Origin of the sequence: Guyparkeria hydrothermalis (genome assembly GCF_023555385.1) — a bacterium.
Classification (GTDB): Bacteria; Pseudomonadota; Gammaproteobacteria; order Halothiobacillales; family Halothiobacillaceae; genus Guyparkeria; species Guyparkeria hydrothermalis_A.
In genome coordinates this window covers 492,890-506,329 of the sequence record NZ_JAJSED010000001.1, presented here as the reverse complement: position 1 = coordinate 506,329, position 13,440 = coordinate 492,890, and the positions used below count along the sequence as shown (strand labels likewise).

The following is a 13,440-nucleotide window of genomic DNA, read 5'->3' as shown; positions in this document are numbered from 1 at the left end:
GTCAGCCTGCCGAACCGCCCTCTGCCGGCGGCAACTTCATCGGATCGAAGTCGACCAGCGGGTACCCGGCTTCCCGGATGGCGACAAGCCAGTCACCCAGATGGGTGGCGGTCACCGCGCGGATGTCATGGAAGATCAGGATCACGGGATGAGTGAGGTCTGTTGCCTGTCGCTGATGCTGTTCGAGCTTCTTGAACAACTCGCGCGCGACGCTGTCCCGGTCGGCGCGTGGAACGGCATCCCCGGTGGTCAGCCCGGCGACGTCTCGATAGCCCCGTGCCGTAACCGCCTGTCGCCAGGCGGCTGTGCGCACGAGGTACGGCGCGCGGGCCGGTGTCATCGGCTGGTCCCGCCACCCCGGCACCACCACGTCGGCAGCGGCCTCCCATTCGGCCAGTCGCTCATCCACCCGTCGCTCGTCCCGATACCGCGGCCAGCGCGGCCAGAAGTGCTCACCTCCGTGGTTGCCCAGCCAGTGCCCCTCCTCGACGATGCGACGAGCAAGTTGCGGGTGACGAATCATGCTGCCCTTTCGCGTCCACAGTTCGTAGGGCGCGAATACGCGACGCTGTCTAAACAGGCCGAGAGGATTGTCGGCTAGGGCAAAAAAACCGGCCCGCAGCGGCGCACCCGATTCGTTGAGGGTTGTGCTCAGCACATCCAGCACCCGATCGGTGTACCCGGGGCGCGGACCGTCGTCGAAGCTGAGCATCACCGGGCTACGCGGCGTTCCGCCGGATTGGGGGCTCATCTCTTCCTCACGTCATGCCGCCATCGACGGCAATGACCTGCCCCGTGACGTAGGCCGCCCGATCGCTGGCCAGAAAACTCACCACGGATGCCACTTCTTCGGGACGCCCGGCCCGCTTCATCGGCACATGCGACTTCACTTCGTCGGCGGCGGCCGAGCCCTCGCTCATGTCTGTCTCGATCAATCCCGGAGCGACCGCGTTGACCAGCACGCCCCGCGACGCCACTTCTCGCGACAGCGCTCGGGTTGCACCGACGAGACCGGCCTTGGCCGCCGAATAGTTCGTCTGTCCCCGGTTGCCGATCAGACCGCTGACCGAGGCAATGTTGATTACCCGTCCCCAGCGCGTGCGGATCATCGGCAGCAACACCGGCTGAGTGACATGGTGAAAGCCGTTGAGGGACACGTCGATCACGGCGCGCCAACGGGCGGCGGAGAGCCCCGCCAGCGGGCCGTCATCGTGCATTCCCGCATTGTTCACCAGCACCTGGATCGGCCGTTCGCTGACGATCGGTTCGAGCACGGCCTCGACTGCCTCGGGGTCGGTGACATCGAACACCACCGGCTCCGCCGAGTGGCCGGCCGCCTGGAGTTCCTCGGCCAGTGCCGCGACCTTGTCGACCTGCCGGTTGGCATGCAGCAACAGATCGAATCCATCGGCGGCCAACTCGCGGGCAATGGCGGCACCGATCGCACCGCTGGCACCCGTCACCAGCGCCAGACGAGGTGATTCCCCGGACTCGCTCATGCCTGCTCTCCTCGTTGCATCGGTTCGTAGTCGACGACCAGTGTGGGTCCGTCGCCGGTCGGCATGGCGATCTCACGTGCCTCGTCACGCGCGACCGCCTCAAGCAGCGGCAGGATGCGCCCGGCGGGTACGCCCTCCCACAGCGCCAACCACTGTTCTGCCTGCATCGACGTGGCGTCACGGTGCTCCCCACTCAGAGAGAGGTTCAGCCGGTTCGACGAATCAGCGCTCGCCGGCCGCAGGACCAGGGCGACGGCCAACGGCTCGGCGATCGGCTCGGCCTGATTCATCGGCTCGGGGAACGGGATGTCGTAGATCACCAGCAGCACCGGCCGATTCTCGCTGACGGCCTGCATCGCCGCCTCGAGTAGACCCGCTGCAGCAGTCTCGTGGTGAGCCGCAATGGCCGTGGCCGGCTGGTGCGTACCCACAGCAATGGACCAGTAGCCCGAGGCCGCGTTGTGTACGGAGTTGTGAAAACGGGTCGGCGAAACCATCCGTTCGGGTTCCGCCAGTGCCGCGCAGATATGCGACAACACCTCGGTATCCCCGGACGTGGAAGCGAACACCATGGGGAGATCCGCCGGATCGAGCCCCGCCGACTCGACCGCCTCCCAGCAGGCCGTCATCGAGAGACGAACGCTCTTGCCGGCCCGGCGACGTTCGGTGCGCGGCAGGCGATCGGCCTTCAGCGCACGCCCGAGTTCGGCCAGCGGCAGGCTCCCGGGCGAGGTATCGGCCCGCAGTGCCTCGACGGCAGCCTGCCAGTCGGCCAACCCGGCCCCGACGAACCCGACGCCCTCGATAGACAGCTTCATGCCACACCCTCCTTGCGACCCAACAGAAGGCTGCAGTTATTGCCGCCGAACCCGAACGAGTTCGAGAGCACCCGCGTCGGTCGCCCGGCGCGGTTTTCCAGCCGGTAGTCGGCACTGAATGCCGGGTCCACCTGGCGTGTATTGAGCGTGCCGGGAACGAAGCCGTGTTCGACCGCGAGCGCGCCGATCACCATTTCCGTAATGCCCGCCGCCCCCAGGGTGTGGCCGGTCCAGCCCTTGGTCGACGAGCAGACCTGCCCCGCGCCGAATACCGCCTCGAGCGCGCGGTCCTCGGCCGCATCGTTCACCCGACTGGCCGTGCCGTGCAGATTGACGTAGTCGATCGCGTCGGCCGACATCTCGGCGGCTTCCAGCGCACGGCGCATGGCGAGCTCCGCGCCTACGCCGTCCGGGTGCGGCGTGGACATGTGATATGCGTCCACGCTCTCGCCGACGCCGAAGACGCACAGGTCGTCGGCGTCGTCCGTATCGGCTTCCACCAGCGCGAACCCGGCGGCCTCGCCGATCGAAATCCCGCTACGCTCCGGGTCACCCGGACGGCACGGTTCGGGAGCGGTCAACTCCAGGGAGGAAAACCCGTACAAGGTCGTCAGGCAGAGGGTGTCGACTCCACCGACTACCACCGCGTCGCAAATGCCGCTGCCGATGAGTCGCTGTGCGCTGGCGAACACCTTGCCGCTGGACGAACAGGCTGTGGAGATGGCGTACATCGGTCCCTTGAGACCGAGCCGCTCACGGACGAATCGCGGCGCGGAGGACAACTCGTGCGTGGTCGCGTAATGCAACGGTGTCGGCAGGCGCCCCGTTTGCGGGTCGCGCTCACGAAACGCCAGTTCCGTGTGCAGGATCCCGGAGGTACTGGTTCCCAGCACCACCCCGACCCGATGGACCCCGAAGCGTTTGACCGCGTCATCGACGGCAGCGACGAAACCGTCCTGCTCGAGACCCAGCCAGGCGAGACGATTGTTGCGACAGTCCCAGGCTGCCCACTCGGCCGGCCACGGCATCGTCTCCAGTCCGTCGACCCGACCGACGTAGGTATCCAGATCGGCATCGAGGAACTCACAGGGCGCCAGGCCGCTGCGGCGCTCACGGAGCGCGTCGAGAAACGCATCATTGCCGGTACCCGCCGCATTGGTGGCTGTGCAGCGACGGATCCGAAGACGTGGCAGATGGGAATGAGAATTCACGTGGTCACTTCCGGCCAGTTCTGAAACGGGCGACTGAGATGGGCGCGGCATTGGCCTCCGGCGCGTTGGAGCCAACGAATACCCAGGGGGCGCTCAGCATGACACCGACCATGGCCAGCACCACGCCACCCACGACATCCCACATGACGTGCTGGGCGATCGCCAGTGTGGAGTAGACGATCCCGAGCGCCCAAAGTGCCGAAAGCCAGCGAATCGATGCCGGCATGCGCAGCGCGCGGATCGTCCGATCCAGCCAGTAGGCGCTGAACAAGGCAGTGGCGACATGCAGGGACGGAAAGGCGTTGCCACTGCTGTCCACCGCGCTCAGCCAGGCGAATTCGGGCTGGTTGATCCAGAGCGACGGATCGCGTTCGATGCGCGTCGGGTAGAGATAGAACACCGCGAGGCCGACCAGGCAGACCATGCCTATCACGACCCCGTAACGAATCAGGGACCGGCGGTCCGGCATGATCGCCGGCACCAGCGAGACATACAGCCACAGCGAGGCGTAGAGGTAGAAGAACTGCGGCTGAAAGCCCACGAGGTGATCGATCACGGACGCCGGCACCACGGTCGGCGTGCCCGTGGGCTGATCGAGCAGGTGAAAATAGGCGACGAAGAACAGGCTCATTGCTCCGGTCGTGCCCACCGCCTTGAGAATCCAGCAGCATGCCAGCCGCCGTACGATTTCCCGGCGCCGGGACCCGGCCATCGTTCCCGTCTCGCCTCGCTGTGTCGGTGTCGATGGCACGCCTGATTCCCTATCGCCTGAGTCCGCAAAGTGCGCGGGACTATCGCATGCCCCCCGGCCACATTCAATATACCGCCGGCCGCACGTACGGCCGGTAGCGGCGTCGATGACGCGCACTTGCTTTGTACGGCTAAGCATATTGACGCGTCGTGTGCGGGAACCGATCATACCGGCCTCAAACGCGCTTCCCGTGGATCGAGTTCCCGGAGGACAAGCCCGAATAACGCAAGGAGCCACGATGGCCGGACGCCCCACGACCGATCCAAGCACTGAACCGACTGCATCCCGGTCCAGCCACCCCGATGCCGATCGGCACGGCCGTTTTTGCGATGTTTTCGTCGTCGGTGGCGGCCCCGGGGGATCGACCGTCGCCACCCTGCTCTCGCGGAAGGGCCACGACGTGGTTCTCGCCGAAAAGGAACACCACCCCCGCTTCCACATTGGCGAGTCGCTGCTGCCCGCCAACCTCAAGCTGTTCGAGACCCTCGGCGTGGCCGACGAGATTGCCGAGATCGGTATCGACAAATGGGGTGCGGAATTCGTCTCGCCCGTCCACGACCACGTTCAGCCGTACAACTTCGGCGATGCCTGGGACAAGTCCATGCCCAAGGCCTACGAGGTCGAACGGGCCGAATTCGACCGCATCTTGTTCCGCAACGCCGAACGCGACGGCGCGCAGACGGTCGAAGGTACGAAGGTGGTCGATATCGACTTCCACGACAATGCCCGTCGCGACGAGCAAGGCAACGAGTATTACGTGACCGTCACCACGGAGGACGAGGACAAGCGGCGTCACGAATGGCGCGCGGCGTTTCTCGTCGACGCGACCGGTCGCGACACCTTCCTCGCCAATCGACATGGCTGGAAGCGCCGCAGTCGCAAGCACAACAGCGCGGCGGTGTTCGGTCATTTCCGGAATGCCAAGCGCAATCCGGGCAAGGAAGAAGGCAACATCACCCTGTTCTGGTTCGACCACGGCTGGTTCTGGTTCATCCCGCTGAAAAACGGCGTGACCAGTGTCGGCATGGTGACCTGGCCTTATCACATGAAATCGCGCGAGGGACGATCGCTGGAACAGTTCCTGTTCGACAACATCGACACCGTGCCCGAGCTGAAGCGGCGGCTTGCCGACGCGACGCTGGTACGTGACGTCCAGGCGACCGGCAATTTCTCCTACTCGGCCGACCGCAGTCACGGCGACCGCTTTCTGCTGGTCGGTGACGCCTTCATGTTCATCGACCCTGTATTTTCCAGTGGCGTGATGCTGGCCATGCAGAGCGGCGTGTTCGGGGCCGATGCCATCGACACGGTCCTGCGCGAGCCCAGCCAGGCCAAGAAGGCACTGAAGGCGTACGACCGCCAGGTGCGTCACGGACCGAAGGAGTTCTCCTGGTTCATCTACCGGATCACCAAGCCGGTCATGCGGGATCTGTTCATGGGCCCGCGCAACATCTTCCGGGTCAAGGAGGCGCTGATCTCCTTGCTGGCCGCCGATATCTACCGCGGCACGCCCATCTGGCGCTCGATCGGCATTCTCAAGGGCATCTACTACATCACCTCTCTCGGGCGTTTGCGCCACTCCCTTCGTGACTGGCGGGCGCATCGCCGCAAGGTCCAACCGCTCGATCAAGAGTCCTGAGGGCCCGATGACCGACGCGCCCACCAGCCGCGACACGGCTTCCCGAGGTCAAGCGACCCTGCTGGGTGCCCTGTCCCTGTGGGGATGGCAGTCTCCGGGCCAGACTGGCTGCGTAGGCGAACTGCCCTTGGCACTTTTGCAGGAAGGGCCGGATCAGCCCATCGAGGCCTTTTTCACGAACCACGCCGTCGAGACGAGCAGCGAGCGGGGTCGCTGCATCGCCACGGCCCCCGGATTTGCCTTCGGCGTGTTCGATCTCGATGAAAGCGCCGGGCTGACGGCCGGCACCGAGCGCGCCTATCGACAGCTGTTCGACGTGCTCGAACAGTCCGGGACCCCGCATCTCTGGCGCGTCTGGCAATACCTCCCCGCCATCAACGACACCGACCCAGACACGGGACAGGAACGTTATCGCCTGTTCAATCAGGGCCGGGCGGATGCCTTTGCCAATGCCGGTCGCGACGCGACCCAAAGCGCACCGGCTGCCTGCGCGCTCGGCTGTGCCGAGGGAACGCGCGGCCAGCTCCTCTTCCTCGCCTCGGACATGCCGCCACGGCCGATCGAGAATCCCCGCCAGGTAAGCGCCTACCATTACCCGCGGGAATACGGGCCCAGAAGCCCGATCTTTGCCCGCGCGGCGGTGGCCAGCGGCCACGGTCATGACTGGCTGTTCATTTCCGGGACCGCGTCGATTACCGGGCACGCAAGCCGCCACGTGGGCGACATTCGCGCGCAGACCGACGAAACACTGGCGAACCTCGAGACCGTGCGCCTGGAGGCCAATGCTGCACGCCCCAATCAGGCTTCGTCCTTCGAATTCGACGGGCTCGCTCTGCTGCGCGTCTATCTGCGCCATCCCGAGGATCTCGCTCCGGTCCGAGAACGCCTGAAAGCCTGGCTGAGCGGCCCCGCCGAAATCCTGTATCTGCAGGCGGATATCTGTCGCTCGGACCTGCTGGTCGAGATCGAGGCGACACTGCGCCAGCCCCGCAACGAAAGAGCGAGCACGGACGCCTCAAGGGCCCTGTTATGAGCAGTGACCGCCGACGACCGGGCTGGCACCGACTGCTGGGTATTCTCGCCCTACTGCTGGGGTTCGGCGGTCTCGGCCTGTTACTGATCGTCTGGCTCCCACTGGCGCTGCTCCTGCTACTCGCCCCGGGCAAGCGCCGACCGGCAATGACCCGGCGGGTCATCCATCATGCGATGCGCGCCTACCGCGGCTGGCTATCCCTGATCGGCGGCTGCCGATTCGATACCAAAGCGCTCGACGAGCTTAAGCATGCGCAGCCCGGCGTGATCATCGCCAACCATCCCGCGCTCCTCGATGCGCTGGTCGTGCTCGCCCATGCGCCCAACGTCGTTTGCGTGATGCGCGCCGGGCTACTGAGAAACCCGCTTCTCGCCCTACCGGCACGGCTGGCAGGCTACCTGCCCAACGACAGTCCGGTGGAGATGATGCTAGGCGGCCGGGCGGCGATCCGCGCCGGTTGTCACGTGCTGCTGTTTCCGGAAGGTTCGCGTACCCGTGGCACCGACAAAGGCGGTGTCGACCCCTTTCATCCGGCGGCGTTCATGCTGGCCGAGCGTGCACGCGCACCGATCCACGCCTACCTGTTCCGCTACGACGCTCCGCTGCTCGGCAAGGATGAGCCGTTGTGGCGCCCGCCGTTGTCGCCTGTCCGTCTGCGCGTCACCCGGTTTGCCGATACCCCGGCACCGGGCTCGGAGCCGCGCGCGCAGGCTCGTGCGTGGCAAACTGCCTACCGACACGCACTGGAGGCAGCATGAAGCCGTCGATCAATGACTTTCGCCCGCTCATCCTGATCCCCTGCTACAACCCGGGACGGCGGATCGAAACGACAGTACGCGATGCAACGCAGGCCGATGTGCCCATCTGGATCGTCGACGACGGCAGCGATGAGGAGACACGTCGACGGCTGGCCGCGCTGGAAAGCGACCATGCAGAGCTCAGGGTGATCCGCCACGAAACGAACCGTGGCAAGGGGGCTGCCGTGCTCACCGGCATCCAGGCCGCGCTGGAACGAGGCTATACGCACGCATTGACGATGGACGCCGACGGCCAGCACCCGGCCGAGCGGATCCCGGCATTCATCGAAGCAGCCCGACAGCGACCGGAGGCCATGATCCTGGGTCGACCGGTGTTCTCTGAAGACGCCCCGGCACTGCGGGTTCAGGGGCGCAAGATCTCGAACTTCTGGGCGAACCTCGAGACCCTGTGGGGCGGCATCGGCGATTCGCTGTTCGGGATGCGGGTCTATCCCTTCGAACCGTTGGTCCGCGTGATGCGGCAGACGCACTGGATGCGCCGGTTCGATTTCGACCCGGAGGCAGCCGTTCGGCTGGTCTGGCTGGGCGTGCCGGCAATCAATCTCGACGCGCCGGTGCGCTACTTCGATGCACAAACCGATGGCGTCTCGCACTTTCACTATGCACGAGACAACCGGTTGCTGATCTGGATGCACCTGCGACTGCTGGCCGGCTTTCTGTGGCGATTACCCCGGCTGCTTCGCCGACGCCTTCGCGGATCCAATCGCGACACGACGCACGGCTGATCACGCCACGTCAGTCGGACGATGTTCCCTGTTCGCGTTGGCGCATGAGTTCGGCCATCGCCGCGCACTCGGCATCACCACGAGCACGCAATCCTTCGATCACACCCGCGCGATCGGCGGCGCTCTTGTTCTGGCTGAGTTTCTCGATCCCCTCGATCGTTTCGACGGTCAGCTCGATACCGACAATGGCCGCCTTCATCGCTGCAAGCCGCTCGTCAGGCAGGTGCGAGTAATCGAACGGCGGCTGCCCGATACGGGCTTGTTGGGTGGCAATCAGGTCGTGCAGATGTCCATCGAGCCAATCGGCTGCATCCTCGCCCAGCAGGCGCGCCCTACCCCGCACGTGAACCGCCTGGTAGTTCCAGGTCGGTACGCTGCTCTCGCGCGCATCGACATACCAGTGCGGGCTCACATAGGCGTCCGGGCCGGTGAAGACAAGCATGCCGGGGCATTCCCGACCGTCACTCAGTGCCTTGGCCACCGGATTGGCGCGCGCGAGGTGCGACTGAAAGTGCCAGGCAGCGGGATCATCGCGCTCACCGACCCGCAGAAACGGCAGGTGCACCGCCTCGAGCGTGTCGAGCCCGCCCAGCATCAGCAAGCCGAGAGGATGCGCGCTGACGGTGGCCGCGAGTCGTTCGGGATCGTCCTGCTGGAATGCCGGCGGGATGTAGGTATGGCCCGACATGCGTTCCCTCGCGGCCGGCCGGGTTACTTGACGCCGATCTGCGAGAGATCGCGCACCGCACCCAGTGACGCCGACGTCGTCAGGGCCGCGTAGGCCTTGAGCGCCTGGCTAACGTAGCGCTCGCGATTGACCGGCTTGTAGGCGGCATCGCCCTTCTCGATCATCTTCTCGCGGCGATGCGCGAGATCGGCATCGCTGATGTCGAGATGGATGGTGCGCTCGGGGATGTCGATGACGATGGTGTCGCCCTCTTCCACCAACGCGATCTCGCCGCCGGCGGCCGCCTCGGGCGAGGCGTGGCCGATCGACAGGCCGGAGGTCCCACCGGAGAAACGGCCATCGGTGAGCAGCGCGCAGTCCTTGCCCAGCCCCTTCGACTTGAGATAGCTGGTCGGGTAAAGCATCTCCTGCATGCCCGGCCCACCCTTCGGGCCCTCGTACTGGATGACGACCACGTCGCCCGGCACGATCTGGTCGGCCAGGATCGCCTCGACGGCCGTATCCTGCGACTCGAAACAGCGCGCGCGGCCCGTGAACTTGAGGATCGACTCGTCGACGCCGGCCGTCTTCACGATGCAGCCGTCACGGGCGATATTGCCGAACAGCACCGCCAGGCCGCCATCCTTCGAGTAGGCGTGCTCGTAGTCGCGGATACAGCCCTTGGCGCGGTCGATGTCCAGGCTCGGCCAGCGGGTGTCCTGGGAGAACGCCGTCTGCGTCGGGATGCCAGCCGGGCCGGCCGAGAAGCGCAGCTTGGCTTCCTCGCAGACGGTATCTCGGGCGATGTCCCAGCGGTCCAGCCCTTCCTTGACGGTCTTGCTGTGGACGTTGGGGATGTCGCTGTGCAGCAGACCGGCCCGGTCGAGCTCGCCGAGGATCGCGATCACGCCACCAGCGCGATGCACGTCTTCCATGTGGTATTGCGCCGTGCTTGGCGCGACCTTGCACAGGTGCGGGATCTTGCGGCTCATGCGATCGATGTCGGTCATGTCGAACTCGACCTCGCCCTCGCGTGCCGCGGCCAGCAGGTGTAGCACGGTGTTGGTTGAGCCGCCCATGGCGATATCGAGCGCCATGGCGTTTTCGAACGCCTCACGGGTGGCGATCGAACGCGGCAGCACGGAGGCGTCGTCGTTCTCATAGTAGGTCTTGGCCAGACGGACGATCTGCCGGCCGGCCTCGAGGAACAGCTCCTTGCGGTCGGCGTGGGTGGCCAAGAGCGAGCCGTTGCCCGGCAAGGACAAGCCCAGCGCTTCGGTAAGGCAGTTCATCGAGTTGGCGGTGAACATGCCCGAGCATGAGCCGCAGGTCGGGCAGGCCGAGCGCTCGATCTGCGCGAGCGTATCGTCGGAAACCGAGTCGTCGGCGGCCTGAACCATGGCATCGACCAGATCGAGCTTGATGATCTCGTCGGAATCCTCGGACAGGCGCGTCTTGCCGGCCTCCATCGGGCCGCCGGAGACGAAGATCACTGGAATGTTCAGCCGCATGGCGGCGTTGAGCATGCCCGGGGTGATCTTGTCGCAGTTGGAGATGCACACCAGCGCGTCGGCGCAGTGCGCATTGACCATGTACTCGACCGAGTCGGCAATGATGTCGCGGCTCGGCAGCGAGTAGAGCATGCCACCGTGCCCCATCGCGATGCCGTCATCGACCGCGATGGTGTTGAATTCCTTGGCGATCCCGCCGGCGGCTTCCACTTCGCGCGCGACGAGCTGGCCGAGGTCCTTCAGGTGAACGTGGCCCGGTACGAACTGGGTAAATGAGTTCGCGATCGCAATGATCGGTTTGCCGAAATCGTCATCCTTCACGCCCGTCGCGCGCCACAGGGCGCGGGCACCGGCCATGTTGCGGCCGTGGGTGGTGGTCTTGGAACGATAATCGGGCATGGATGGCTCTCCGCAAACGATCTGGGAACGAGTGGACCGGGGTCCGTTATTCGATGATGTCGACCAGCGCACCGACTTCCACGCGATCGAAAAGCGCGATCACGTCGGCGTTGGTCATGCGCACGCAACCGTGCGAGGCCGGACGGCCGATGCGGCCCTCCTCCGGCGTGCCGTGGATATAGATATACCGGCGTTTGGAGTCGACGTCGCCGCCCTGGTTGACGCCCGGCTCCAGGCCGGAAAGCCACAGGATGCGACTGGTGACGTCGTCCCGCTCAGCCCGCTCGTCCGGGCCGGTGAGGATCTCGGCCTGCTGGCCGGTCGGACGGCGACCGCGGAAGATCATGCCCATGGGGGCATCGGCGCCGATCTTCTCGTCGACCCGATGCAACCCCAACGGGGTCTGCAGGCTGCCTTCCTGGTTACCGGTGCCGCGCTCGGCGGTCGAGACGGGATACGAACCGACCAGGCTGCCCTGCTCGAACAGGTACATCCGCTGACTGGTCACGTCGACCACGATCGCCTGGGCGGTGCCGTTCCCGCCCTCGGCTTCAAGCCGATCCGCCATCATCGCAGACGAACGCTGCACCCGCTCGGGTAGCGAGGTTCTGGGATCGTTCATGGACTTGCCGTCACTCGCGGCCGCGGCCGTCGCGACGGGAACCTGCAGTCCGAACAGGCCGACCACGGCCAGGAGCATCAGTCCCCGGACGACCGAACGGCGCGCCTCACTGGTCATTGTAAAGGCCGACCGACACGATATCCCGGGACCGACGCGACGCACCGGCCGCCCCGTTTGCCTTGTCACGTTCGCTGTCGGCCCGGCAGCTGGCCAGGTTGGCCAGGTAGGTCTTGTCGATGTCGTTGGTGACGTAATCGCCCGTGAAGCACGAGCAGTCGAATTCCGCCAGGGTCGAGTTGCCGAGGCGAACTGCCTCCTTGAGGTCATCGAGATCCTGGTAGATCAGGTCGTCGGCGCCGATCGCGTCGCGGATCTCCTCGACGTCCCGGTTGTGAGCGACGAATTCGTCGGCGGCCGGCATGTCGATGCCGTAGACGTTCGGGAACCGAACCGCCGGCGCAGCAGACGCCATGAAGACCTTCTTCGCCCCGGCCTCACGCGCCATGCGAATGATCTCGCTCGAGGTCGTGCCGCGGACTATCGAATCGTCGACCAGCAGCACGTTCTTGCCGCGGAATTCGAGATCGATGGCATTGAGTTTCTGCCGGACCGAACGCTTGCGCTTGGCCTGCCCCGGCATGATGAAGGTGCGCGCGATGTAGCGGTTCTTCACGAAGCCTTCGCGGTACTTGATGTTCAGGTTGACCGCGATCTCCAGAGCCGCCGTCCGGCTCGTGTCCGGAATCGGGATCACCACGTCGATATCGTGGTGCGCCCAGTCGCGCTGGATCTTCTCGGCGAGTTTCTCGCCCATGCGCATGCGGGCCCGATAAACCGACACGTCGTCGATGATCGAGTCGGGACGTGCAAGATAGACGTACTCGAAAATGCAGCTGGAATAGGACGGGTCGTCGGCGCACTGGCGAAGTGTGACCTCACCCTCACGCGAGATAAAGATCGCCTCGCCGGGCGCCAGGTCGCGGACCAGCTCGAACTCGCCCGCCTCGATCGCGACCGACTCGGAGGCGATCATGTATTCGGTGCCGTGTTCGGTCTCGCGCTTGCCGTAGCAAACCGGACGGATGCCGCGCGGATCACGGAACGCGAACACGCCTTCGCCCGCGATCAGGCCGATAACGGCATAGGCGCCGCGCGCCCGGCGGTGCACGTTCGTGATGGCGGAAAACACGTCATCGGCCGTCGGACGCGCCTCGGCAATCGCGGCAAGCTCGTGCGCGAAGACGTTGAGCAGAACTTCCGAGTCGGAATTGGTGTTCAGGTGACGGCGATCCTCGGCCACGACGGCGGCACGCAGCTCGTCGACGTTGGTGAGGTTGCCGTTGTGCCCCATGGCGATACCGAACGGGGCGTTGACGTAGAACGGCTGCGCCTCGGCCGAGGAATCGCAGCCGGCCGTCGGGTAGCGGACATGGCCGATGCCCATGTTGCCCATCAGCTGGCGCATGTGACGGGTGTGAAAAACGTCCTTGACCAGACCGTTTTCCTTGCGGAGAAAAAGGCGTTCCTCGTCGGAAGTCAGGATGCCTGCCGCATCCTGACCGCGGTGCTGAAGAACGGTCAACCCGTCATACAGCGCCTGATTGACCGGCGATTTCGCCACCATCCCAATAATGCCGCACATGCGTCAAACCACCTCGGTACTTAACCGTGCAAAAACGTCAGAAGGCCTCGACCCGGCGCGTCCCTGCCGGCTGCCGAAACGGCTACGCCGGACCGGTCAACCGAC

Annotated in this window: 13 protein-coding genes; 4 read left to right on the top strand and 9 right to left on the bottom strand. The window is 65.4% G+C overall.

All coding sequences use genetic code 11. The features are described from left to right. Position 1: 1 nt before the first annotated feature. The 5 genes from LV476_RS02425 to LV476_RS02405 are packed head-to-tail and all read right to left on the bottom strand — an operon-like array spanning position 2 to position 4,159. Positions 2-751 carry a polysaccharide deacetylase family protein gene (locus LV476_RS02425; RefSeq protein WP_250072906.1) on the bottom strand — a complete coding sequence of 250 codons (750 nt, stop codon included), beginning with the start codon at positions 749-751 and terminating at the stop codon, positions 2-4. Between the two features lie 7 nt (positions 752-758). Then, positions 759-1,499: a 3-oxoacyl-ACP reductase FabG gene (fabG, locus tag LV476_RS02420; protein ID WP_250072905.1), complete on the bottom strand. Its 741-nt coding sequence runs from the start codon at positions 1,497-1,499 to the stop codon at positions 759-761. After that, positions 1,496-2,317, bottom strand: coding sequence for a beta-ketoacyl synthase chain length factor (locus tag LV476_RS02415; RefSeq protein WP_250072904.1), 822 nt, complete (start codon positions 2,315-2,317; stop codon positions 1,496-1,498). The genes fabG and LV476_RS02415 overlap by 4 nt, the downstream gene beginning before the upstream one ends. Next, positions 2,314-3,510 carry a beta-ketoacyl-[acyl-carrier-protein] synthase family protein gene (locus LV476_RS02410; protein ID WP_284047480.1) on the bottom strand — a complete coding sequence of 399 codons (1,197 nt, stop codon included), beginning with the start codon at positions 3,508-3,510 and terminating at the stop codon, positions 2,314-2,316. The genes LV476_RS02415 and LV476_RS02410 overlap by 4 nt, the downstream gene beginning before the upstream one ends. A 22-nt stretch (positions 3,511-3,532) precedes the next feature. Then, a complete protein-coding gene (locus LV476_RS02405; protein ID WP_250072902.1) occupies positions 3,533-4,159 on the bottom strand; it encodes a phosphatase PAP2 family protein in 627 nt (208 codons plus the stop codon). Between the two features lie 358 nt (positions 4,160-4,517). On the opposite strand from LV476_RS02405, the gene LV476_RS02400 reads away from it, so the two are divergent. The 4 genes from LV476_RS02400 to LV476_RS02385 are packed head-to-tail and all read left to right on the top strand — an operon-like array spanning position 4,518 to position 8,494. Next, positions 4,518-5,918: an NAD(P)/FAD-dependent oxidoreductase gene (locus LV476_RS02400; RefSeq protein ID WP_250072901.1), complete on the top strand. Its 1,401-nt coding sequence runs from the start codon at positions 4,518-4,520 to the stop codon at positions 5,916-5,918. A gap of 7 nt (positions 5,919-5,925) precedes the next feature. Then, complete coding sequence (locus tag LV476_RS02395; protein ID WP_250072900.1) at positions 5,926-6,951, top strand: hypothetical protein; 1,026 nt, start codon at positions 5,926-5,928, stop codon at positions 6,949-6,951. Next, a complete protein-coding gene (locus LV476_RS02390) occupies positions 6,948-7,709 on the top strand; it encodes a lysophospholipid acyltransferase family protein (protein WP_250072899.1) in 762 nt (253 codons plus the stop codon). Before LV476_RS02395 ends, LV476_RS02390 begins: the two co-directional genes overlap by 4 nt. After that, positions 7,706-8,494, top strand: a complete 789-nt coding sequence (locus LV476_RS02385) for a glycosyltransferase family 2 protein (RefSeq protein WP_250072898.1) — start codon at positions 7,706-7,708, stop codon at positions 8,492-8,494. Before LV476_RS02390 ends, LV476_RS02385 begins: the two co-directional genes overlap by 4 nt. A 10-nt stretch (positions 8,495-8,504) precedes the next feature. Here LV476_RS02385 and LV476_RS02380 read toward each other — a convergent pair whose 3' ends face one another. The 4 genes from LV476_RS02380 to purF form a co-directional block, all read right to left on the bottom strand. Next, complete coding sequence (locus LV476_RS02380; RefSeq protein ID WP_250072897.1) at positions 8,505-9,182, bottom strand: FMN-binding negative transcriptional regulator; 678 nt, start codon at positions 9,180-9,182, stop codon at positions 8,505-8,507. 23 nt (positions 9,183-9,205) lie between these two features. Next, the gene (gene ilvD / locus LV476_RS02375) at positions 9,206-11,029 is read right to left on the bottom strand and encodes a dihydroxy-acid dehydratase (protein ID WP_434062830.1); all 1,824 of its coding nucleotides are present in this window, start codon (positions 11,027-11,029) and stop codon (positions 9,206-9,208) included. Between the two features lie 88 nt (positions 11,030-11,117). Further along, entirely contained in the window at positions 11,118-11,642 is a 525-nt protein-coding gene (locus LV476_RS02370; RefSeq protein WP_250076217.1) for a L,D-transpeptidase, read from the bottom strand. A 157-nt stretch (positions 11,643-11,799) separates the two neighbouring features. Next, complete coding sequence (gene purF / locus LV476_RS02365; RefSeq protein WP_250072894.1) at positions 11,800-13,335, bottom strand: amidophosphoribosyltransferase; 1,536 nt, start codon at positions 13,333-13,335, stop codon at positions 11,800-11,802. Positions 13,336-13,440: the final 105 nt, after the last annotated feature.

What these genes read in the sequence shown, in the direction of transcription:
- LV476_RS02395 (WP_250072900.1), top strand. Translation starts at nt 5,926, where the DNA reads ATGACCGACGCGCCCACCAGCCGCGACACGGCTTCCCGAGGTCAAGCG.
- fabG (WP_250072905.1), bottom strand. Translation starts at nt 1,499, where the DNA reads ATGAGCGAGTCCGGGGAATCACCTCGTCTGGCGCTGGTGACGGGTGCC.
- LV476_RS02425 (WP_250072906.1), bottom strand. Translation starts at nt 751, where the DNA reads ATGAGCCCCCAATCCGGCGGAACGCCGCGTAGCCCGGTGATGCTCAGC.
- LV476_RS02415 (WP_250072904.1), bottom strand. Translation starts at nt 2,317, where the DNA reads ATGAAGCTGTCTATCGAGGGCGTCGGGTTCGTCGGGGCCGGGTTGGCC.
- LV476_RS02385 (WP_250072898.1), top strand. Translation starts at nt 7,706, where the DNA reads ATGAAGCCGTCGATCAATGACTTTCGCCCGCTCATCCTGATCCCCTGC.
- LV476_RS02380 (WP_250072897.1), bottom strand. Translation starts at nt 9,182, where the DNA reads ATGTCGGGCCATACCTACATCCCGCCGGCATTCCAGCAGGACGATCCC.
- purF (WP_250072894.1), bottom strand. Translation starts at nt 13,335, where the DNA reads ATGTGCGGCATTATTGGGATGGTGGCGAAATCGCCGGTCAATCAGGCG.
- LV476_RS02370 (WP_250076217.1), bottom strand. Translation starts at nt 11,642, where the DNA reads ATGATGGCGGATCGGCTTGAAGCCGAGGGCGGGAACGGCACCGCCCAG.
- ilvD (WP_434062830.1), bottom strand. Translation starts at nt 11,029, where the DNA reads ATGGCCGGTGCCCGCGCCCTGTGGCGCGCGACGGGCGTGAAGGATGAC.
- LV476_RS02390 (WP_250072899.1), top strand. Translation starts at nt 6,948, where the DNA reads ATGAGCAGTGACCGCCGACGACCGGGCTGGCACCGACTGCTGGGTATT.
- LV476_RS02405 (WP_250072902.1), bottom strand. Translation starts at nt 4,159, where the DNA reads ATGAGCCTGTTCTTCGTCGCCTATTTTCACCTGCTCGATCAGCCCACG.
- LV476_RS02400 (WP_250072901.1), top strand. Translation starts at nt 4,518, where the DNA reads ATGGCCGGACGCCCCACGACCGATCCAAGCACTGAACCGACTGCATCC.